20 protein-coding genes are annotated in these 23,138 nt (G+C 36.8%); 16 read left to right on the top strand and 4 right to left on the bottom strand.

Annotation, left to right across the window (positions count from 1 at the left end; genetic code table 11):
• The first annotated feature begins 22 nt into the window (after positions 1–22).
• The 8 genes from RU96_RS10860 to rpsR all read left to right on the top strand — a co-directional run bounded on the left by RU96_RS10860 (position 23) and on the right by rpsR (position 9,827).
• Positions 23–1,462 carry a glycoside hydrolase family 1 protein gene (locus tag RU96_RS10860; RefSeq protein WP_071865539.1) on the top strand — a complete coding sequence of 480 codons (1,440 nt, stop codon included), beginning with the start codon at positions 23–25 and terminating at the stop codon, positions 1,460–1,462.
• A gap of 489 nt (positions 1,463–1,951) precedes the next feature.
• A complete protein-coding gene (yaaA, locus tag RU96_RS10855) occupies positions 1,952–2,194 on the top strand; it encodes a S4 domain-containing protein YaaA (protein ID WP_071865544.1) in 243 nt (80 codons plus the stop codon).
• A complete protein-coding gene (gene recF / locus RU96_RS10850) occupies positions 2,181–3,290 on the top strand; it encodes a DNA replication/repair protein RecF (RefSeq protein WP_071865538.1) in 1,110 nt (369 codons plus the stop codon). The genes yaaA and recF overlap by 14 nt, the downstream gene beginning before the upstream one ends.
• 32 nt (positions 3,291–3,322) lie before the next feature.
• Positions 3,323–5,272, top strand: a complete 1,950-nt coding sequence (gyrB, locus tag RU96_RS10845) for a DNA topoisomerase (ATP-hydrolyzing) subunit B (protein ID WP_071865537.1) — start codon at positions 3,323–3,325, stop codon at positions 5,270–5,272.
• A 201-nt stretch (positions 5,273–5,473) separates the two neighbouring features.
• Positions 5,474–8,008 (top strand): DNA gyrase subunit A, encoded by a 2,535-nt coding sequence (gene gyrA, locus RU96_RS10840; protein WP_071865536.1) that lies wholly within the window; start codon positions 5,474–5,476, stop codon positions 8,006–8,008.
• 683 nt (positions 8,009–8,691) lie between these two features.
• Positions 8,692–8,991, top strand: a complete 300-nt coding sequence (rpsF, locus tag RU96_RS10835) for a 30S ribosomal protein S6 (RefSeq protein ID WP_016173265.1) — start codon at positions 8,692–8,694, stop codon at positions 8,989–8,991.
• A gap of 45 nt (positions 8,992–9,036) precedes the next feature.
• Positions 9,037–9,567, top strand: a complete 531-nt coding sequence (ssb, locus tag RU96_RS10830) for a single-stranded DNA-binding protein (RefSeq protein ID WP_071865535.1) — start codon at positions 9,037–9,039, stop codon at positions 9,565–9,567.
• Positions 9,568–9,590: 23 nt separating this feature from the next.
• A complete protein-coding gene (gene rpsR / locus RU96_RS10825) occupies positions 9,591–9,827 on the top strand; it encodes a 30S ribosomal protein S18 (protein WP_071865534.1) in 237 nt (78 codons plus the stop codon).
• A 144-nt stretch (positions 9,828–9,971) separates the two neighbouring features.
• On the opposite strand, the gene RU96_RS10820 is transcribed toward rpsR, so the two are convergent.
• Positions 9,972–10,340 carry a hypothetical protein gene (locus RU96_RS10820; RefSeq protein WP_071865533.1) on the bottom strand — a complete coding sequence of 123 codons (369 nt, stop codon included), beginning with the start codon at positions 10,338–10,340 and terminating at the stop codon, positions 9,972–9,974.
• A 1,047-nt stretch (positions 10,341–11,387) separates the two neighbouring features.
• Between RU96_RS10820 and RU96_RS10815 the strand changes: the two genes are divergently transcribed.
• The 3 genes from RU96_RS10815 (at position 11,388) to RU96_RS10805 (ending at position 16,107) form a co-directional block, all read left to right on the top strand.
• On the top strand, positions 11,388–13,337 hold the full coding sequence (locus tag RU96_RS10815) for a GGDEF domain-containing protein (RefSeq protein WP_071865532.1): 1,950 nt from the start codon (positions 11,388–11,390) through the stop codon (positions 13,335–13,337).
• Positions 13,338–13,514: 177 nt separating this feature from the next.
• On the top strand, positions 13,515–13,967 hold the full coding sequence (gene rplI, locus RU96_RS10810; RefSeq protein WP_071865531.1) for a 50S ribosomal protein L9: 453 nt from the start codon (positions 13,515–13,517) through the stop codon (positions 13,965–13,967).
• A 487-nt stretch (positions 13,968–14,454) separates the two neighbouring features.
• A complete protein-coding gene (locus RU96_RS10805; protein ID WP_071865530.1) occupies positions 14,455–16,107 on the top strand; it encodes a MutS-related protein in 1,653 nt (550 codons plus the stop codon).
• A 207-nt stretch (positions 16,108–16,314) separates the two neighbouring features.
• On the opposite strand, the gene RU96_RS10800 is transcribed toward RU96_RS10805, so the two are convergent.
• A complete protein-coding gene (locus RU96_RS10800) occupies positions 16,315–17,328 on the bottom strand; it encodes a YeiH family protein (protein WP_071865529.1) in 1,014 nt (337 codons plus the stop codon).
• A 293-nt stretch (positions 17,329–17,621) separates the two neighbouring features.
• On the opposite strand from RU96_RS10800, the gene dnaB reads away from it, so the two are divergent.
• Positions 17,622–18,995 carry a replicative DNA helicase gene (gene dnaB, locus RU96_RS10795; protein WP_071865528.1) on the top strand — a complete coding sequence of 458 codons (1,374 nt, stop codon included), beginning with the start codon at positions 17,622–17,624 and terminating at the stop codon, positions 18,993–18,995.
• 14 nt (positions 18,996–19,009) lie between these two features.
• Here dnaB and RU96_RS10790 read toward each other — a convergent pair whose 3' ends face one another.
• The gene (locus tag RU96_RS10790; protein ID WP_071865527.1) at positions 19,010–19,843 is read right to left on the bottom strand and encodes a hypothetical protein; all 834 of its coding nucleotides are present in this window, start codon (positions 19,841–19,843) and stop codon (positions 19,010–19,012) included.
• Positions 19,844–20,006: 163 nt separating this feature from the next.
• Here RU96_RS10790 and RU96_RS10785 point away from each other — a divergent pair, with 163 nt between their 5' ends.
• From RU96_RS10785 to RU96_RS13415, 3 genes are all read left to right on the top strand, one after another.
• Complete coding sequence (locus tag RU96_RS10785; protein WP_071865526.1) at positions 20,007–20,603, top strand: sigma-70 RNA polymerase sigma factor region 4 domain-containing protein; 597 nt, start codon at positions 20,007–20,009, stop codon at positions 20,601–20,603.
• A 245-nt stretch (positions 20,604–20,848) separates the two neighbouring features.
• Positions 20,849–21,469: a VanZ family protein gene (locus RU96_RS10780; RefSeq protein ID WP_071865525.1), complete on the top strand. Its 621-nt coding sequence runs from the start codon at positions 20,849–20,851 to the stop codon at positions 21,467–21,469.
• 55 nt (positions 21,470–21,524) lie between these two features.
• Positions 21,525–21,647 (top strand): hypothetical protein, encoded by a 123-nt coding sequence (locus RU96_RS13415; protein WP_282956609.1) that lies wholly within the window; start codon positions 21,525–21,527, stop codon positions 21,645–21,647.
• 176 nt (positions 21,648–21,823) lie between these two features.
• On the opposite strand, the gene RU96_RS10775 is transcribed toward RU96_RS13415, so the two are convergent.
• Positions 21,824–22,111, bottom strand: a complete 288-nt coding sequence (locus RU96_RS10775) for a hypothetical protein (RefSeq protein ID WP_071865524.1) — start codon at positions 22,109–22,111, stop codon at positions 21,824–21,826.
• Between the two features lie 459 nt (positions 22,112–22,570).
• Between RU96_RS10775 and RU96_RS10770 the strand changes: the two genes are divergently transcribed.
• On the top strand, positions 22,571–22,927 hold the full coding sequence (locus RU96_RS10770; RefSeq protein WP_071865523.1) for a hypothetical protein: 357 nt from the start codon (positions 22,571–22,573) through the stop codon (positions 22,925–22,927).
• The last annotated feature ends 211 nt before the right edge of the window (positions 22,928–23,138 follow it).

Genomic DNA, 23,138 nt, shown 5'->3' with positions numbered 1-23,138 from the left:
TAACTATAACAGGAGGAACATCATGACAAAATCAGTATTTAAAGAAGGCTTTTTATGGGGTGGCGCGACAGCTGCCAATCAATTAGAAGGAGCTTATTTAACAGACGGTAAAGGTTTATCTGTGGCCGATGCAATGCCCGGTGGTAAGCAACGTTGGCAGATTTTAGAGGATGAAAATTTCGATTGGACTATTGATGAGAAAAAATATATTTATCCCAACCACACTGGAATTGATCATTATCATCGTTTTAAAGAAGATATCGCGCTTTTTGCCAAGATGGGCTTTAAATGCTATCGTTTTTCCATCGCTTGGTCCCGCATTTTTCCACAAGGAGATGAAAGTACGCCCAATGAAGCAGGCTTGCGCTTTTATGATGAATTAATTGACGAATGTTTAAAATATGATATTGAACCAGTCGTGACAATTTCGCACTACGAAATGCCTTTAAATTTGGCTAAAAAATATGGTGGCTGGCAAAATCGGCAATTAATTGACTTTTATGAACGTTTTGCAGACGTTGTTTTAAACCGTTACTACAAAAAAGTAAATTATTGGATGACCTTTAATGAAATTAACTCTGCTTTTGAGCTACCAGCTTTAAGTATGGGAATGGTAAAAAGTAATGGTGGCGGAAATTGGCAAAATATTTTTCAAGCGTGGCATCATCAATTTGTCGCCAGTGCCAAAGCAGTTAAAATTGGTCATGCTTTAAAATCAGACTTACAAATTGGGTGTATGATTATTTACGGCACTAGTTATAGTTATGATGCTAATCCTGTGAATCAAGTGGCAACCATGATTCAAAATCAAGAGTTTAATTATTTTTGTGCCGATGTCCAAGTCCGCGGGCAATATCCTGCTTATACTAAGCGGATGTTAGAAAAATATCAGGTGAAACCATTGACTATAAATGAGGATGATTTAGCTTTAATAGCGGAAAACACGGTTGATTGCATCGGTTTTAGCTATTACATGTCAACGGCGATTAACGAAACGACGACTGCTGAAAAAGTGCAGGGCAATATCTTAGGCGGTGTAAAAAATCCTTTCTTAGCTGCTAGTGACTGGGGCTGGCAAATTGATCCGAACGGGTTACGAATTGCCTTAAATGAATTGTATAATCGGTATCAAAAACCATTGTTTATCGTGGAAAATGGCTTAGGGGCTTATGATGAAGTGGATGAAAACTTCTATGTAGCTGATGATTACCGGATTGATTACTTACGTCAACACATCATTGCCATGGGAAAAGCAGTCGCAGACGGCGTTGATTTAATGGGCTACACACCTTGGGGTTGTATTGATTTGGTCAGTGCCTCCACTGGTGAAATGAGTAAGCGTTACGGTTTTATTTACGTCGATAAAGACGATGAAGGAAATGGGACTTTAAACCGTTATGAGAAAAAATCTTTTGATTGGTATCGCAACGTCATTGCCACTAACGGTCAAAATTTAGATTAAGCCAATAAAAAGCAGCAACTCAGCTGAGTTGTTGCTTTTTTAATTTGCTTTATAAACTAGCTCTCTAGGGTAATAAGTTGAAATTTGAGGAACAATTTAACAAGATTTCGTCTTATTGCTTGAGAGCTGACCATGTTTATTATGCTTTTCTTTGATCCAGCTTCACAAACTAACTCGCTGCGACAATAAGCTAAAATTTGAAGAAATTTGAAAAACAATTTATTAAAATTCTATCTTATTGCTAGCGAGCTGGACGAGTTCGTTCAGCTTTTCTTACAAAAATGGAAAACAACTGTATTACTTTCAGAAAGTCATAAATTATCTTAAAAGGGCATAAAATCGTTTTTACGGCTTTTTTAACTTTTCGGATAAAAATTATCTAAAAAGATTAAAACTTCTTAGAAGTGAAAAAAACTGGGGAAAATTTGTTTTCTGGCCAAAAAAACGGTATAATAAACCTAACTGTGACTGGAGAAACGAGGGATGAAAATGAAAGCAAAAATCGCAATCACAGGAGACTACATGACCCTAGGCCAAGTGCTAAAAGAAGTCAATGTGATTTCCAGTGGTGGACAGGCCAAATGGTACCTGGCTGAAAACACTGTTTTAGTTGACGGAGAGATTGAAAACCGCCGTGGCCGTAAGCTTTATCCAGGAATGATGGTCGAAATTCCGGATGAGGGAACTTTTTTTATGGCGCAAGCACAGGAAACAGATAATGCGCCTGAATAATCTTTTTTTGCAGCATTTTCGCAATTACGAGGATCTAGCTTTGACTTTTCCTAAAAACTTAACAATTTTTTTGGGCGAAAATGCCCAAGGAAAAACGAATATTTTAGAAAGTATTTACGTTTTAGCTATGACCAGAAGTCACCGCACCAATAATGAGCAAGAACTGATTGAATGGGGTGCGGATTTTGCCAGCGTGAAAGGTGAAGTGCAAAAAAATCATAGTAAAGTGCCGTTGGAGCTTTTATTAACTAAAAAAGGCCGAAAGACGCGCATCAATCACATTGAACAAAAACGGCTTAGTAGCTACGTTGGTCAACTAAACGTGATTTTATTTGCACCGGAAGATTTATCTTTAGTCAAAGGTAGCCCTTCTTTGCGGCGTAAATTTCTCGATATGGAAATTGGCCAGATTGATCCGATTTATTTATACGACCTCGTCCAGTATCAAAATGTCTTAAAGCAACGCAACCAGTATTTAAAACAGCAAAAAAAAGTCGACTTGCTTTATCTAAGCGTCTTAAATGAACAGTTAGTAGACTTTGGCAGTAAAGTTTTATTAGCTCGCGCCAAATTTGTGAAGCGGCTAGAATACTGGGCCAACTTGTTGCATCAAAAAATTAGTCATGAAAAGGAAAATTTGACTTTACGTTATGTTTCCACCCTTGATTTTACGCTAGCTGATAGCGTTGATGAAATAAAGGAACGTTTTCTTAACCTTCTAGAGAAAAATCAAGCGCGGGAGTTGCAACGACAGACCACGCTTTTAGGCCCTCATCGTGACGATTTAAGTTTTGCCATTAATGAGATTGATGTGCAGACTTATGGTTCACAAGGGCAACAGCGAACTACTGCGTTAAGTATCAAATTAGCAGAAATTGATTTGATGCAAGAAGAAACTGGCGAATATCCAATTTTATTGCTTGATGACGTGATGAGTGAATTAGATGATTCTCGTCAACTACACCTTTTGGAAACAATTGAAGGGAAGGTACAGACGTTTTTAACGACGACTACATTAGATCATGTCAAAAATAAAATGACCGTAACTCCCACGATTTTTTACGTGGAAAATGGTCACTTAAGCACCACCAAATAAATAGATTATTGAAGAAATGAGGATCCGCATAGATGACAGAAGAAGAAAAAAGCTTAGTGGAACGTGCCAAAGAATATGACGCCAGTCAGATTCAGGTCTTAGAAGGCTTAGAAGCGGTACGCAAACGTCCTGGGATGTATATCGGCTCGACGAGTTCAGAAGGCTTACACCACCTTGTATGGGAGATTGTTGATAACTCAATCGATGAAGCTTTAGCTGGTTTTGCAACTAAAATTCAAGTCATTATTGAAGAAGACAATTCCATTACAGTCACAGATGATGGGCGGGGAATTCCCGTTGATATTCAGGCCAAAACCGGTCGTCCGGCGGTGGAAACAGTTTATACCATTTTACATGCCGGTGGTAAATTTGGCGGTGGCGGCTACAAAGTTTCTGGTGGTCTACACGGTGTTGGGGCTTCTGTAGTAAATGCTCTTTCGACCAAATTAAGAGTCAAAGTTTACAAAGAAGGCAAAGTGTATTTCCAAGAATATCGTCGTGGTGCTGTTGTAGATGATTTAAAAGTCATCGCTGAAACAGATCAACACGGAACAGAAGTACGTTTTTGGCCAGATCCAGAAATTTTTACGGAAACCACTATCTTCAGTTTTGATAAATTGGCAACCCGCGTGCGGGAATTAGCCTTTTTAAATCGTGGCTTGCGTATTTCAATTGAAGATCGCAGAGAAGAAAAACCTGTCTTAAAAGAATACCACTATGAAGGTGGGATTAAGAGTTATGTGGAACATTTGGATAAAAATAAAACCGTTTTGTTCCCAGATCCCATTTATTTAGAAGATCAACAACAAGATATTGCCGTAGAAGTTTCTTTACAATACACTGACGGCTATCACATGAACATTTTAAGTTTTGCCAATAATATTCATACTTATGAAGGCGGAACGCATGAATCTGGCTTTAAAACAGCATTAACGCGGGTTATTAACGATTACGCCCGCAAACAAAAAATTATGAAAGATAACGACGATAATCTTTCTGGTGAAGATGTACGAGAAGGTTTGACGGCGGTTATTTCAATCAAACACCCAGACCCTCAGTTTGAAGGTCAAACCAAAACAAAACTAGGTAATTCAGAAGTGCGAACGATTGTCGATCGTTTATTCTCAGAACACTTTATGAAATTCTTGATGGAAAATCCTAATGTGGGTCGTCAAATCGTCGACAAAGGGATGTTAGCTTCAAGAGCGCGTCAAGCAGCCAAACGAGCACGGGAGATGACACGTCGTAAAGGAGCTTTAGAAATCAGTAATCTGCCGGGTAAATTAGCGGATTGCTCTTCTAATGATCCAGAACGTTGCGAATTATTCATCGTCGAAGGGGACTCTGCCGGCGGTTCAGCAAAACAAGGACGTAACCGCGAATTTCAAGCGATTCTACCAATTCGGGGTAAAATTTTGAACGTGGAAAAAGCGTCAATGGATAAAATTTTAGCCAACGAAGAAATTCGTTCACTCTTTACTGCGATGGGGACTGGCTTTGGTGGCGATTTTGATGTTTCAAAAGCCCGCTATCATAAATTGGTTATCATGACCGATGCCGATGTCGATGGTGCGCATATTCGGACATTGCTATTGACGTTATTTTACCGTTATATGCGTCCGATTGTAGAAGCGGGATATGTGTATATCGCGCAACCACCATTGTACGGGGTTAAGCAAGGCAAAAATATTACCTACGTGCAACCAGGTAAAGATGCAGATGAACGCTTGCAACAAATCATGGATGAGTTGCCTAAAACACCAAAACCAACGATTCAACGTTACAAAGGTTTAGGGGAAATGGACGATCATCAATTATGGGAAACGACAATGGATCCAGAAAATCGTTTAATGTTGCGCGTTTCTGTCGAAGATGCGATTGAAGCCGATCAAGTTTTTGAAATGTTAATGGGTGATCGCGTTGAACCGCGCCGAGCATTTATTGAAGAAAATGCGCATTACGTGCAAAACTTAGATATTTAAAATTAGTCATGATGCTAGTATGAAGGGAAAAATTGAAAATTTTGTGCTGATTGTTGTTTTATTATAACGGCGGCATAAATTTTCTCACTTCCTTTCTAGCGGTCATGTTTACCACAATGAGTTTATTTAACCCAATGCTTTTTATTTTCTAAAAGCAACGTTTTTGGCGTTTTTTAAACATCTCAGTTAGGAGTGAAACACTTGGAAGATAATAAAGCCCACATTCATGACGTCAATTTGAGTAGTGAAATGAAAAATTCCTTTATCGACTATGCGATGAGTGTTATCGTCGCACGGGCATTACCAGACGTTCGTGATGGCTTAAAACCAGTTCACCGCCGGATTTTATATGGGATGAACGAATTAGGTGTAACACCAGACAAACCTCATAAAAAATCAGCCAGAATTGTCGGGGACGTTATGGGGAAATACCACCCCCATGGTGACTCGGCTATTTATGAATCAATGGTACGGATGGCCCAACCTTTTAGTTATCGCTACATGTTAGTAGATGGCCATGGTAACTTTGGTTCTGTCGATGGTGATGGTGCCGCTGCGATGCGGTATACTGAAGCTCGCATGAGTAAACTGGCTTTAGAAATGCTACGAGATATCAATAAAAATACAGTTGATTTTACCAGTAACTACGATGACACAGAACGAGAACCAGAAGTTTTACCAGCTCGTTTCCCTAACCTTTTAGTCAATGGGACAACCGGGATTGCAGTCGGGATGGCGACAAATATTCCTCCCCATAACTTAAATGAAGTTACGGCTGCGATTAATTTATTAATGGAAAATCCAGACGTTACTACGAATGAATTAATGGAAGTTCTCCCTGGACCTGACTTTCCAACAGGTGGTTTGGTTATGGGTAAATCGGGTATCCGCCGTGCTTATGAAACAGGTAAAGGTTCCATTACCGTTCGGGGTCGGGTAGAAGTAACTGAAATGCCAAATGGCAAAGAACGTATTTTGGTAACGGAATTGCCTTATATGGTCAATAAAGCCAAACTGATTGAACGTATCTCTGAGTTACACCGGGATAAGCGAATTGAAGGAATCACTGATTTACGGGATGAATCAAGCCGTGAAGGTATGCGGATCGTCATTGACGTTAGACGCGATGTCTCAGCTTCCGTGATTTTAAATAACCTCTATAAATTAACTGCCTTACAATCTTCATTTGGCTTCAATATGTTGGCCATTGAAAAAGGTGTACCAAAAATTTTAAGCTTAAAACGTATTTTAGAAAATTACGTTGAACACCAACAAGAAGTTGTAACGCGTAGAACTGCTTTTGATAAAGCTAAGGCAGAAGCGCGCGCTCATATTTTAGAAGGTTTGCGGATTGCTTTAGATCACATTGATGAAATTATCGCCATTATTCGTGGTTCAAATACAGATGATGAAGCTAAAAATACATTGATGGCAAAATTTGAATTATCAGATCGCCAAGCCCAAGCCATCTTAGATATGCGTTTACGTCGTTTAACCGGTTTGGAACGGGATAAAATCGAAAAAGAATACCAAGAATTATTGGCATTAATTACTGATTTAGCGGATATTTTAGCCAAACCTGAACGTGTAAATGAAATTATCAAAACCGAATTAGGCGAACTAACGCAACGTTTTGGTGATAAACGCCGGACGGAACTTTTAGTCGGAGAAGTTTTGAGTTTAGAAGATGAAGATTTAATTGAAGAAGAAGAAGTTGTCATTACCTTGACGAATAATGGCTATATTAAACGTCTAGCCAATAGTGAATTCCGCGCGCAACGTCGTGGGGGAAGAGGTGTTCAAGGAATGGGTGTACACGATGAGGACTTTGTTAAAACATTAGTTTCTTGTTCGACTCATGATACTTTACTCTTTTTCACCAATGTCGGAAAAGTCTATAAAGCCAAAGGTTACGAAATCCCAGAATACGGTCGGACGGCTAAAGGGATTCCGGTTATTAACTTATTAGGTATTGATTCTGCCGAAAAAATCCAAACGATTATTGCAGTTAGTGGCCAAAGTGACAATAAATACTTGTTCTTTACCACGCTTTTAGGTGTTGTCAAACGAACTTCAGTCGATGCCTTTAGCAACATTCGCAGCAATGGTTTAATCGCTATTAATCTAAAAGAAAACGATGAATTAGTGGATGTTTTAGAAACAAGCGGGGATGACACGATGATTATCGGGACCCATGATGGTTATTCCGTTACCTTTAAAGAAGAAGCCGTGCGGGATATGGGCCGAACTGCATCAGGTGTGCGGGGGATTCGCTTAAGAGAAAATGACTACGTTGTCGGCGTATCGGTCATTACACCAGATAGTGAAGTCTTAGTCATTACAGAAAATGGTTACGGAAAACGTACAGCAGGCTCAGAATACCCTGTGAAAGGCCGTGGGGGTAAAGGGATTAAAACTGCCAACATCACCGCTAAAAACGGTCCATTAGCCGGTTTAACGACGGTTAAAGGGGACGAAGACATTATGCTAGTAACAAACAAAGGCGTAATCATTCGCTTTAACGTAGCTTCTGTCTCTCAAACTGGTCGTGCAACACTAGGGGTTCGTTTGATGAAACTGGAAAATGACGCTAAAGTGGTCACGATGGCCGCAGTTGAAGCTGAAACAGAAGAAACAGATGAAAGCCCAGTAAGTGACAACGCAGCAGAAAACGTAACAGAAACTACAGTAGAAACAGAAACAATCATTGAAATAGATGAAGATGAACAAGAATAGATAGCATTAAGTTAGGAGATGTGACAAAAATTTTGTCACATCTTTTTTTTCGATCTTTTGTCCGAGTAAACGGTGTGACAAAAGCTGGTCGCTTCGGTCACAATCTTTTGCCATAACATAAATAGTGCAAAAGAAAGAACTTCTTCTTAGCTAAGGGTTCAAGGGCAATTTCATAAAATTTGAGCTACAATTTTTGTAAAAATTCTTACTGATTTTCCGTTAGGCTTTGTAGCTATTCGCTTAGTAACCCTAATACTGTGGATAAAAATATGATCCAATAAAAAAGTTATCCACTGTTGATAAGTTTTATAAAATTTATGAAAAATCGAACTGTAGTAAAACTGGTTTAAGAGTAGTTGCGTTAAAATGTTATTATTTTTCTGATAGCTATTGTAAAAGAAAGCCATTTTCAGCCAATTGTGATTTTAGTTGCTGTTATTGTGCCAAATTTTGTCATGATAGTTGCTAAAAAATTTTTATCTTTTTTGTATATTAAAATAAATTTACTAGCAAAGTGCGTAAATAAAAATGAAGGGATAAAAGAAGTGATTTGACGAGTAATAAAAAATTCTTGCTTTAATGGGGCGTTTCCTGTATAATTCTAATTTGTGAGTAGTCTTAATGATACTCTCTCTGCTCTTAGAAAACTAAGGGCCTAAAGTCCATAGGGAGGTGAAAAATCAATGGAAAACACGAAGTATGAAATCATGTACATCATTCGTCCAAACATTGATGAAGAAGCAAAAACTGCTTTGATCGAACGTTTTGATGCAATCTTAAAAGACAACGGCGCTGAAGTTGTTGAATCAAAAGATTGGGAAAAACGCCGTCTAGCGTATGAAATGAACGGATTCCGTGAAGGCATCTATCATATCGTCAAAGTTACTTCTCCATCAGATGCGCCAGCGATCAACGAATTTGACCGTTTAGCGAAGATCAACGACGGCATTTTGCGTCACATGATCGTTAAGGAAGAAGCTTAATATTGTTTCACGTGAAACAAATCTATGACGAGGAGATGATCCGGTTTGATTAACAATGTAGTTTTAGTCGGTAGATTAACCAAAGATCCTGATTTACGTTACACAGCTAATGGAGCGGCAGTTGCGACTTTTACTTTAGCAGTAAATCGTAATTTCACCAACCAAAGCGGTGATCGTGAAGCAGATTTTATTAATTGTGTTATCTGGCGTAAACCAGCCGAAACTTTAGCGAATTATGCCCGTAAAGGAACACTACTAGGTGTTACTGGTCGTATCCAAACACGGAACTATGAAAACCAACAAGGTCAACGTGTATACGTAACTGAAGTGGTTGCTGAAAACTTCCAATTATTAGAATCCCGTTCTGCAAATGAACAACGTCAACAAGGTGGGTCAACTACTAACGGTGGCGGTGGTTTCAACAATAATTATGGTGGTGCCAGCCAACAAAACAGTTTTAATCAAAACCAACCTTCTCAAAACAGCGGAATGCCGAGTTTTGATCGCGATACTTCTGATCCATTCGGGTCTGACGCATCAACCATCGACATTTCAGACGATGATTTACCATTCTAAGCAATTGATAGGAGGGAAATAGGATGGCACAACAAAGAAGAGGCGGACGTAAACGTCGCAAAGTAGACTATATCGCAGCTAACCATATCGAACATATCGATTACAAAGATATTGAATTGTTAAAACGATTCATTTCAGAACGTGGTAAAATTTTGCCACGTCGTGTAACAGGTACTGGCGCGAAAAACCAACGTAAAATTACCGTAGCGATCAAACGCGCACGGATTATGGGCTTACTACCTTTCGTAAGCGAAGACTAAAAATTATTTTACACCTCAGTCAAATGACTGAGGTGTTTTTTTGTAGCTAGATATAAATATAGTTGTGAGAATGAAAGAGTGATTTGGTGTGATTTGATTTTATAGTTAAAGTAGGTTCTATTTTTTTACTTGTAAGAAAGAATCCTATTGGGTTAAGAATTCTTGCAAGTAGTCAGCTACTACATCCAATGATAATAGTCGGCGCGTCGCTATAGTATGTTGAGGGGTGTTTTCTGCAAACTTGGGTAACTGTTTTTGAATACTGGGTCTAATTCTTAATAATATTTGTTGCGCATCTTTTACCTCTGATAAAGAATAGGTAAATCCCGTCTTGTTCCAGTGATGATGTAACATAGAAAGTGCAACCTCACATGCAAACCGCCTGTTTTGTGGCGTAGCAAGATTTTTACTTCCTTTGGCTGCCATTGTCTCAATTGTTTTATTTAGTTTTCGAATCATCGATTCAAATGCTTCTAAACAATATTGTTGTTCTTTATCTGTTAAATCCCGCATGCCTATCCTCCTATCTTTTCAAAAAGGTGATTATATCATACTGGAAAAATATTTGCTAAAGTCTAATAATTACCCGAAATTATCCCAACTTATCCACAGATATGAAAATAGCTGAAATTATTGTTGTAGCAATGATATTTAGCTAAATTAACAGCAAACCACAAATAAGTTTTCCACAGTGTGGAAAACTTATTTAAACAAAATTAGTTCAGCAAAAAGTATTTGTGAAGTTAAAAACAATTCTTAATTCAGAAAATGAATACTTATACAAATAGTATTTTCTTGTTATTTATTGCTTGGAAACATCTGATTTTGGCATAGGAAATTAGTTTAAATCATTAAAAATGAGTAGGTAGTAATAAAGCAAATTACGTAAAGGTAAAGAACTATTTTTGAAAATTTTTTCGCTACTAATTGTTTCAAGTAGGGCAAGATAGTGTAAAACACAAACAGACAATCGGAAAATGGAAAGTTAAAAAGTACTGTCTGTTTGAGCCGAACCCAAAAGTTAGACCAAAAAATCTAACTTTTAGGGTCACTGTCTGTTACCCAAGTAAAGAGTGTTCTTTTAGCAGCATTTATTACAAGTTAACTTTTAATAACTTAGATATAGAGATAAACAATGTAAACAAATACGATATGTAATAGCAAGGATAGGATATTTTACTTTTGGAATGTAAAATCAGAAAGTGATAATGTTAAAAAGACTTTCAATGTATTTTATTCGTAATAATTATAAGGAACTTAGGAATAAAACGTTGTGTAGGCGACTACTTGTCTGATTTTTATTTCAAGTCAAACAGTTTGTTAGCTTAAGAAACAAACAAAAATGTTTCACGTGAAACATTTTCCGCTGCTTTCAGCCATAAAAAGACTAAAAATCGCGTTAGGATAGGATTTATGCTAGAATGAAGGATAGCAAAAAAAGATAATTTGCGAGTTAAGGTTGTAAGAAACTTTCACGTCTATTTGGTAGTTAATTTTTAGCTAATTACGATTCTTTGTAGGCTAAGAGCCAAAATAAGACGTTAAAATGAGGAGTAAGCTATGAAAAAATACCCTTTTTTAAAAGTGATGGTACTAATTTTCATTGTAGAGTTTATTTGTTTAGTCTTTAATCCCCATTTATGGGCCAATATTGCCATCTTTGCTGCGCTAAATATTTTTGTCTACTATGTCTATTATACATTGCAAAATCTGAATGCTTTGACTGATGACAAGCGTATTCGTGAGTCGGCTCAAATTGCGATTGATAATTCCAAATTTTTATCCAGTGTTTCGCCATCAATTATTTTTATTTATGAGCCGAAAACGTTCCGGCTCGATTGGATGAATCATCGTGCTTTAGATTTAAAAGAACAAGTTGGGCAAGAAGTCTTATGGGATAAGACGTTAAAACCTCTCTTAGTAGGTAGTAAAGACGACGGTTTTATGCGCGTGGAAGATTTAAGTTTTGAATATATTATTGATCGTAAAAAAAATGTCATCTTCTTATTAGATCGGACTGCAGAAGTCGCGGCCCAAAACTATCAAGAAAATCAACAAACTGCGATTGGTATCATTTCTGTTGATAATTATGATGATGTCGTAGATAAAATGGATGATAAAGAAACTTCTTACTTGAATTCTTTTGTGACGACCTTTATTTCTGATTGGTCAGATGAATATGATATTTACTTGAAGAGATTAAACGCTGAACGCTTTTATTTTGTTGCGCATGCCTCTGATATTAAGAAGATGGCTCAAGGACAATTTTCTCTGCTGGATAAAATTCGAACCGCAGCCGAAGAACAGTCCATTCCATTAACGATTAGTATGGGGATTAGTTACGGTGATGAAACTGGCGAAAAGATTGGTGAAGTAGCCCAAACCTGTCTGGATATTGCTTTAGTTAGAGGTGGCGATCAGGTAGTTGTAAAAGAGGCCAACGATGAAGCCAAACCGAAATTTTATGGTGGGAAAACCGCCAGCATAACAAAAAGAACACGTGTTCGTTCGCGAGCGATGGGAACTGCTCTTAATAAAATTTTAGCCAGTGCAGAAGATATTTATATTATGGGGCATCGTTATCCTGATATGGATGCAATTGGTGCTGCTTATGGGGTGGCGACACTAGCAGATTTCCAAGGAAAAACAAGTTATGTGGTAATTAATGAAAATGAATTGATTCCAGACGTCGAACGATGCTTAGAAGAAATTCATAAAGATGAAGCATTAGAAGGTCATTTAATCTCTGTTAAACAAGCCCTAGGGCAGATTAAACAAAATAGTCTGTTAGTCATGGTCGACTACCATAAACCTTCGCTATCAATCTCTCAGGAGCTTTATGAGAAGTTTGATAAAGTTGTGATTATCGATCATCATCGCCGCGGAGAGGAATTTCCTAATCAACCGCTGTTAACTTATATCGAGTCTTCGGCTTCTTCTGCTTCAGAATTAGTGGGTGAGTTGATTCAGTATCAAAGTAACGCAAAAAAACAGTTGGATAAATTGACTGCGACGTTATTATTAGCCGGGATTTTTGTTGATACGAAGAATTTTTCTGTCCGTACCAGTTCGAGAACTTTTGACATTGCAAGTTATTTAAAATCAAGAGGAGCCAACGGCGAATTAGTGCAATATATCTTAAGTTCGGATTTAACTTCATTTTTGGAGATTAGTGAACTGGTTTCTAAAAGCGAGTTTATCGATCAAGATATTGTTGTTGCCTGTGCGAGTGAGGATAAAGTGTACGATAGCGTGACAACAGCTAAAACAGCAGATACGCTTCTTTCAATGAACGATGTGCAAGCCTCTTTTGTCATTACTAAAAGAAAAGACGGGCTAGTGGGCATTTCTGCGCGGAGCAATGGTAAGATTAATGTGCAGTCCATCATGGAAGATATGGGCGGTGGTGGTCATTTCACCAATGCTGCAACCCAAATCAAAGAGAAATCCCTTAACGAAGTGAAAACAATGCTTTATAATGAAATACAGCACAGTTTAAAGAAAGAATAATTGCAAGTTAGGCTGGAGATCGGGCTTTTTAGAAAGAAGCTGGGTGAAGGCATAACGCAATTGTAAAATTTAAGCGGTCATTGCGCTACACTTATCTCACTAACCACAAGTAAGATAAAAATGGCTTAATTGCCACAAAGTAAAGCCAATGACAGATCTTTACAAGGAGGAAGTTACATGAAAGTTATTTTTTTAGCTGACGTAAAAGGCAAAGGTAAAAAAGGCGAAATCAAAGAAGTTCCGACTGGTTACGCGCAAAACTATTTAATTAAAAATAAATTGGCGCAAGAAGCCAATAAAGGCAATGTGGCTGAACTTGCCGCTAAAAAGAAAGCCCAAGACAAACACGAAGCTGAAATTTTAGCTGAAGCCAAAGCATTAAAAGAAAAATTAGAAAAAGAAGAAACAGTGATTGAATTAAAAGCTAAAGCTGGTGAAGACGGACGTTTATTTGGTTCTATTCCTTCCAAACAAATTGCAACAGCTTTAGAAAAACAATACAATGTTAAAATTGATAAACGCAAAATTGAGTTGGAAAACCCGATTCGTTCATTAGGATTTACCAATGTTCCAGCGAAATTGCATCCAGAAGTAACAGCAACATTGAAAGTTCATGTAGGCGAAGAATAAGCAAGTTTTTTCCATCCAGTTGCTAAAAAGCACCAATCTCTAGCGACAGCCTTTTATGGGCATGTCTTTAGAAATTGGTGCTTTTTTATTGCATTTCATAAAGCTGTAATTTTCTGGCATCTACTTCTAGCCACAATGCAGGACGTACGCCGCCACTATTATCTCTAGTTAAAGGATGAATTGTTTTACTGCTATAATGATGAGTATCTTTTTTAATTTAACGAATAGAATAATTTCTAAATTTTGTCTTTAATCTAGCTTGATTTTCCCATAAAAGCGAGTGCAAATCCTGTTGGTGCCATATGCAACTAAAATTAAGTTATAAAAAATCTCAAAAATAAAAGAATATATTCAGTATAATAAGAACAGAGTATTTTTAAATAGGAAGTGTTTTTTATCGAGTTGATTTTTCCTGTTTAAGTTGAATGCTTGACTCAATAGTTAACTAAAAAGCTAGAAAAATGAAAACAAAACAAGAGGTGAAAACATGTCACAAGAATTCCTGTTAATCACAGTGTTAATTATCGCAGTTCCGATCGCTTTAATTGCGCTGAATTATCGAAGTCGCTACCAGTTAAAACAAAGTATCAAACAAAAGTGGGGAACCCAGCCGTATCAAAAGCGTTTGGATCAGCCGGAAAGTTTGAAAAAAGCCTGGTTAGAAGAAAAGAAATATCATCATTACACAGCAGAAGTCGATGATTTAACTTGGTATGATTTAGATATGGAGAGTATTTTTGCACTTTTAAACAACACTTACTCAAGCGTTGGGTCAGAGGCTTTGTATAAACGTTTGCGCAATTATGATTTTAACGATCAAAATCATTACGAGCCATTAATTAAATTTTTTGCAGAAAATGCTGCCACACGCGAAAAAGTCCAATATCTCTTTGCCACCCTCGGCAAACAAGACAATAACTTTTCAAAACAATATCTAGCAGAAGGTGGTAAAAACAAGTTACCTAACTCTTTTTTATACGTTATTTTATCATGTATACCAATTTTAGCTATTCTAGCTTTGCCACTGCAACCATCACTTTTTCTGATTGTTATTTTATTTAGCTTTTTTCTAAATGTTATCCTCTATTTTACGCAAAAATTTCGCTTAGAAACAGAACTGACGATCATGCGTTATTTGGTACAAACGCTCGTCTTAGCGAAAAAGATGAGTAAAGTAGATACACCTCTGCAAGCTGACCTAAAAGCAAAAGTTAAACCCTTTAAAGGAATTGAAAAATTTGCTTTTTCGTTTCGTGTCAAAGGCAACTCGGAAGCTGAAATTATATTTGAATTAGTCAATATGATCTTTTTACTACCGCTGATTTCTTATAATTATGTTTTAAGTAAAATCAGCCGATACAATAAAGAAGCTATTTCGCTGTGGGATAATTTAGGAGATTTGGAAGTGGCATTAGCCATTTTGAATTTTAGAACTTACATGCCATTAACTTGTTTGCCCACAGTAAAAACAGGTGGGGTGGAAGCTGAAGCAATTTATCATCCTTTAATTCAAAATGCAGTCGCAAACCCCGTTGACTGGCAAAAAAATACATTAGTGACTGGTTCTAATGCTTCTGGTAAATCAACTTATGTTAAAAGTATCGCGATTAATTGTATTTTGGCTCAAACTATTAATACAGCTACTGCGGAAACTTTTACGTTACAAGCCGGACATGTTTTAAGTTCGATGGCAGTCGAAGATGATTTATTTGAAGGAGATAGTTACTTTGTAGCTGAAATCAAATCGATTAAACGCCTCTTAGACAAAGTGGCGACAAAAGAACGCTGTTATTGCTTTATTGATGAAATATTAAAAGGAACCAATACCATTGAGCGTATCGCAGCTTCCAGCAGTGTCGTGGAATGGTTAGGACAACAACCAAGCTTAGCTTTTGTAGCGACCCATGATATTGAATTAACGGAAATTTTAAAAAATAGTTGTGACAATCTCCATTTCGAAGAACAAGTCACTGCTGAAAATGGTATCTCCTTTGATTATCGCTTACGCCAGGGTGCTGCTAAATCCCGCAATGCTATCGCCTTATTGGGTATTTTAGGGTATCCAAGTGATTTAGTTGCCAATGCTAAAAAAGAAGCTGCTTATTTCGATCAAGAAAAAAGTTGGCAGGTGTTGGGGTAAAAGGTAAATTAGACCGTATTTTATATTCAAAAAAAGATTACAAACTACATGACAAATAGTTTGTAATCTTTTTTTGTAGATGGAAATTATATTTTTTGAATTTTTAAAAGGAAATAAACCCAGCATCACTTTGCGATGTTGCTCTATCACTACTTATTTATTCAAAATTGCCTATTAATTAATGGAGAATGACATACTTCTTTGATATTAGAGGTGTAAAAGGAAGATAAATAATAAAGCAGCCACAGTTTGGACTGCGCCAACGGATAAGCCATAAAGTAAAAAGCGTGGGCCTTCTTTTAGAAATTTACGGAAATCTAAACGTAAGCCAATCGCAGCTAAGGCAATCGTTTCAAACCAAGTACTGATGAAATGGGCAACTTGATTAATCAAATCCGGTAATGGGAAAAAACTATTCACAATACAGATAATTAAAAAAACGAGTACATACCAAGGAATCGGCAGTTTTTTCTTAGCTTTCTTTTCTATCACGACATCATGACCAGCACGATTCACTTTTTGTTCAAAAATAAAAACGACTACGACTAAAAAGATGATCCGCGTAATTTTAAAAAGCATTGAAAACTGGACTGTTTCCCCATTGACTAAGCTAGCCCCCGCGACGACTTGACCGACCGATTGTAAAGTTCCCCCTAACAGCGCACTTCTGGCTAATAAATCATTTCCAAAGAGCTGCATGCCTAAAAAGGGTAAGGTGAGCATCATCACAGTTCCTAGTAAATTAACCAGTGTAATGATTTGGCCTTTTTCCGTGTCATCGGCTTTAATGGCAGGGGCAATTGCACCAATCGCAGATGAGCCACAAACGGCATTTCCACCGGCCATCATGAGCGCCATTTTTTCATTAAAGCCAAGTTTTCGCCCTAAAAAATAAGCACCGATAATGACCGTACTCATCATTAAAATGACATATAGTAAGCCTTTAATCCCCATTTTACTAATCGTTTGAAAAGTGACGGTAAAGCCAAGTAAAACTACCGAGTATTCCAATAAACGACTCTCAGAAAATTTTGTGCCGGCGGCTAATTGCGGTTGCTTAAAGAAGGTATTTCCTAAAATGATACCAAGTAAGATTGCTAAAGTAGCTCCTCCAAGTTGCGGCATTAAAAGAGCTAATAATTTTGCACCAATTGCTACGGCTAAGGATAAGAAAAAGCCGGGTAAAATTGTTTTACTTTTTTCAAAAGTATTGGTAGACATACATGTATTCCTTTCTTAAGCATGAATTTCTTGTTTTAAAACAATATAATTCATTATACCCGTTATTTTAATTTTTACGATTGATCCACTTAATAGCTAAAATAGAAAAATATAATGAAAATGGCGATCATCTTTTAGGAGCTAAAAATTTTTGCTCCTGCTAGTGAGAAAAAATTTTTTAAAACATTGGAAATCTTAGCTAATTCTTACTTTGCTCATTTGCCATATATTGTACTTTTACTGAAAGTTATGTAAAATTAGTAGACTGAAAACTTTTAGGAGCGATTATAATTATGGCAGTAGAAGATATGTGGCAAGACCGCATGCCGCCCCAAGATATCCAAGCGGAGCAGGCTGTTTTAGGTTCAATTTTTTTGGCTCCCGATGAGCTGATTAATGCGATGGAAGTTTTAAGTGCCAAAGATTTTTATCAACGGCGCCATCAATTAATCTACCAAGCGATGATTAATTTGTTTGATCGCAATGAAGCTATCGACGTGGTGACGTTAAAAGCAGAACTAGAGCGTGGCAATGCGTTAGAAGATGTCGGCAGTGTAGGGTACTTAGTGGAGCTTTCCCAAGCAACTCCTTATGCCGGAAGTATTGGTTTTTACGCCAAAATTGTGGCAGATAAAGCCTTATTACGTAATTTAATTCAAGCGGCAAATAAAATTGTGGCAGCAGGTTATGAGCAAGATGAAGATGTTTCTGCTATTGTCGAAGATGCGGAACGGGGCATTTTGGAAGTTTCTGAGCGCCGCAATAGTAATGGATTTCAAGCGATTGAAGATGTCTTACAAGAAACATTTCGCAACATTGATCAATTGGCGCAAAATGATGAAGAAATCACCGGTATTCCAACTGGTTATCCGGCTTTAGATAAAATGACGGCAGGATTACAACAAGGGGAATTGATTATCTTAGCGGCTCGTCCGGCTGTTGGTAAAACAGCTTTTGCTTTAAATATTGCCCAAAATATTGGAACGAAAACGGATGCTTCGGTGGCTATTTTTAGTTTGGAAATGGATGCTGAGTCTTTAGTTAAGCGGATGTTATGTGCCGAAGGGTTAATTGACGCAGGGCATCTAAAAACCGGTCAGCTAACGGATGAAGAATGGGGTAATTTGGTCGTGGCAATGGGAAGTTTGTCGCGGGCTAGCATTTTTATTGATGACACCCCAGGGATTAAAGTTTCTGAAATTCGTGCCCGTTGTCGCCGTCTAGCACAAGAGAAAAAAGATTTAGGTTTAATTTTAATTGACTACTTGCAGTTGATTGAAGGAACGGGTCGTGAAAATCGGCAACAAGAAGTTTCGGAAATCTCCCGCCAATTAAAAAAATTAGCTAAAGAATTAAAAGTGCCTGTAATTGCTCTCTCCCAGCTTTCCCGTGGGGTAGAGCAGCGACAGGATAAACGTCCAGTCATGTCTGATATTAGGGAATCTGGTTCGATTGAACAAGATGCGGATATCGTCGCCTTTTTATACCGCGATGATTACTATCAACGGGATACTGACGATCCAGATGAACAAGACGACACCAGAGATAATATTATCGAAGTGATAATCGAAAAAAACCGTTCCGGTGCCAGAGGGACAGTTGAGTTGATGTTCATTAAAGAATACAACAAGTTTTCTTCCTTATCATTACGAGACGATGCCATGTAGTAAAAAGACGCCAGCTAGAGATAGCCGGTGTCTTTTTTGTTTTTTTGACCAAACCACGCTTCATATTCTTCACATAATAATTGGACTTCTTTTTCTTGCCGTAATTTATCATAAAAAGAATAAAAAAAGTGATTGGGCCAAATGCGATTGTGGCAATCGATTTTTTGACAGGCGCAATTAATTAAAGGAGTGGGATCAATCGCTAAATAGTGGACGACAGAATCTAAATGTGTAAAGCGCTCGTAATTTTCTTCTTTTTTAATTTGCGTATGTAAAATGAATGCTTTACTCATGCAATGAATTAAGGCATTGCGTTTAATTGGAACCAGACAATCAAAGCCCAATAAAGTGGTGACATAAGCTTGATGATTTTTAGTATAAAAGTCAGCCAAAATAACTGGGTTGAGCCAGACCGTATTTTTAGGCGCAAGTTTACTGCTGGTTAATGGCATCAGACAAAAATCGCGCGTAGCAAAAGGTGCTTTTTTAAAGTTGTATAAACGTGCGACTGTTTCAAAGAAAACGCCACTATCTTGGCAACGATATAAGGGGATGATTTTTTTCATCATCAGCTGCGTGGGCGTACCATAAACCAGTTCCAACCCATCATTACTAAAAACGAGAGAATACTGCTGTTTTTGTTTCTCATAGGGAATTAAAGCATAGTAAATTTTGCAAAGTGAAAGTTCAGCGCGAGGAATCAAATGGTCTGCTAATTGGTGGCGCGATTCTTTGGTTAAAACAAAATTTGGGTGGGGTAAAAAGGCTGTAATCTGCTGGCGCACGTGATTTATCTCCTTTCTTAAGTGGAATTTTAAACGACTTTCATCAATAGGCATACCTGGCATACTATCCCTTCCTTTTCATAGATATTTCTATATAGAAATACGCATTTTTTTGCTAGGTTATTTTTCAAAATCAACTTTTTTTCGTTTTTTTTCCGCCAGAAGAAAATCTGGTGTTTTCTAAAATAAGATTACCGGCCGGAATAAAATAAAAAGAGGAAAAAAGATGAGAGAACAGCTGATGAATGAAGCCATAATGGAATATGATTCTTTATTTCGTCGCGTTTTAACACGGGAGCAAATTTATCCTAATCACAGTGAATACGATGATTGTCTACAGGAAATGCGGTTTAACTTAATCGAGCTTTTGCATGATTACAGAGATTTGGAAATTTTTAAAGAAGATTACAACAATAGTTATCTATTTCGCCGCTTTCAATGGTTGTGTCAAGATTGTCGCCGTAAGTATTTAAAGGCCCGACCTGAAAGCTTAGAAAGTGAACAAGCTGCTGAAATTGCCTCAGATTTTGACTTTATCGCTGACGTGGAATTGGCGGAAATGTTGCAACAAATTTTTTCGCAACTTAATCAAGCAGAAAAACGGGCATTGGGCATCTTATTAGTGGATAGCCAGTTCGTTTCAGATTCTCAACTGACTTTAAAAAAAGCAGAGCAAGATAAGTTTTCCCGACAATCTTATCGCTACCAAGGCACTACTAAGAAAGGGCAGAAAAAAATTTCCCGCCAGCTGCGCGCCTATTATCGCAAAAAGTTACGAAAAAAAGTCGCCCACCAGATTAAAAAATCACTGGAAAAAAACTAAAACAAGTTCAACGCAAACGAGCGACTAAAAAGTTGGTATTGTTACACGTGAAACATTTTGGTAGGAAAAATGTCAGGTAAGGTAATTAAAAACTTATCAAAGAGAGAAGTAAAATAAAGATAAATCGTAAATTTTTATCATTTTGTTTAAATTACATGAAAATATTGCACTTGCAATGGACGCTGCATTTTCACTAGTGTACTATCTTAAGTAGTACACTAGTGTTTTTAGAAAAGGAGCAACCGATGGACAACTATACAATTTTTGATTTTTTTTACGAACTACTTTTTGTTAATCCCGCTGCTTTATTAGGAGCCATTTTAATTACGGTTTTAATTTGCGTTTTAAAATTATCCTGGTCGCGCAAAATTGCCATTTTAATTCCGTCGTTATTGCTGTTTTATTATTTAGCAATTAGTTTAGACGCCATTTTTGGTATTGCCACTATTGGTGAATTTCGCCGGCTAATCAGTCTAGGCGAAGGATTAATTCATCCTCAAATGGAATGGCTACCACTAGCAGATGGTTTTTCTGCTGGTTTTATTGCGAACATCTTTGTTTTTATCCCAATCGGTTTTTTAATTCCGTTTATGAGCCGTAACTTTGAAAAAATGGGTAAAACGGTATTATTAGGCAGTGGTCTTTCTTTAGCAATTGAAATCAGCCAAATTTTCACATTATATCGCGCCACCGATATTAATGATTTATTGACTAATACCTTTGGCACGCTGCTGGGGTGGTGTTGTTTTAAAATGGCAACGAAGCTTTTTCATCGCCAAAGCCCAAACGCGCTAGAGCCCCAAACACGCTATTTACCGATTATTGTCGTAGCAATCGCTTTTCTCAATGTTTTTTTCTTATTTTAAATGAATAGACAGGTAGGAAAGTAAGTTAAGGTTGATAAAGAAAGTAGGGAAAATCATGAAAGATATCCTAGTAGTTTTAATTACGCTTATTTCAATTGGTTTTGCAGTATGGGGCACAGTTGTTGAAGGCAATTGGATGAAAGATCAAATAAAAAAGTATACTGATAAGCCGCATTAAAGACTATCTTTCATAAAAAACACAATAATCTGTGGATCAGACTGTAGACAAAGATCATTTGATGAATGGTGTCTACAGTCTTTACTTTGTGATGGTGATTGCTATCGAAGTTTCTTCTGATGAATAAGTTTAAAAAATTGATTTTGTGAACCTAACATAATCCAATGCAAATATTTTTAATATAAAGTTCTCATTAAATTTATTCTGTCGATTATTTGCGATAATAGTAAATAGAGATTTGCAAATCCTTGATAGCCATAAAATGCTAAATAGTACATTGACATTATGGCACTCGTTAGATTTCCTACGATAAAAATTATATTTAAGGTTTTAGAAGTGAAATTATCATGTTTAATTAAAAAATATAGCGCCAAACATATTGAAATTATCGGATTTGATTTGACTAAAAAAGCTAAATTAAAAAGGCAGATTGCAACTTGAATCTGCTTATTATCTTTGATCATGAGATCCCTCCTTGTCGATGTAAATGTATTAAATGTTATTTTATTGTTTACGCAAGTCTTCTAACTAATTATATATAGATTTATCAAAAAGTTGTCTTTATATAGCTTGGCCTTTTTATATATAAATAGTACTATTTCGAGAAAGCGGATACAATCATATTATATGTTATTTATTTTAATTGTCGATAAAGTTTCTAAGAAATTATTTTGGATAAATTATAGTACCGATTTGAATATTACGGTTGAAAAGTTCTTCTCGTAGCAATAGCTTTTCTTAATGTTTTTTTCTTATTTTAAATTAATAGCCATGCGGGAAAGTGGAAAGCAAGGTGTGTGATACGATTAAATCTTGTCTGGATAAGACAGGTTTAAACAATTGTCTAGCTAGGAGCACTTGTTTTATTTACCCAGAATACTTAAGATCTGATTAAACCTGTTTATGCTTCAAGGAGAAAAATTATGAAAAAGCGATTTTTAAAAATTCAATTTGTCTTTGGGCTTTATATTAGTATTTATTTAGCCGCACTTTACTTTTCAACAGGGTACGGAGTGGGATTTAAATTAGATGACAATCAATTGATTGGCTATATTCTTTGTGGCATTTCATTCCTGCTTTTGTTCCTGTCTTTTTTTATAAAAGAAAGCAAAAATAAAAAGCAGTTTGCGCTGTTATTGGCTGTTTTTTGTGCTGCTTTATTACTTGTGGCGTTATTGGCTATTAATTTTAATGAAGCTTTCTGGTATTTTATTTTCTTTATCTTTTTTATTCCCATCAGTGTAGTAGGTAATGTCATTGGTTTTCTTCTAAAAAAGTAGAGGAATTTATTTCACGCGAGATCTTTTGGTAACGTAATGTTAATGTATGCGGCAATAGCTTACAGGGATTGTCACTAATTGTAGTTCATTGTTTTGGCTTTCACTTATATGGGGGATGCAGCCGACGTAGCCGATTGTCACTAATTGCTAAAGGTTTTTTCGGTAAAAAAATACCGCCTAAATTATTATGGTTCTATAATATTTTGTGTTG

Origin of the sequence: Enterococcus canintestini, from assembly GCF_001885735.1 — a bacterium.
Classification (GTDB): domain Bacteria; phylum Bacillota; class Bacilli; order Lactobacillales; family Enterococcaceae; genus Enterococcus_C; species Enterococcus_C canintestini.
Note: the sequence above shows the minus strand (reverse complement) of the source record. Positions and strands in the feature narration are given on the sequence as shown.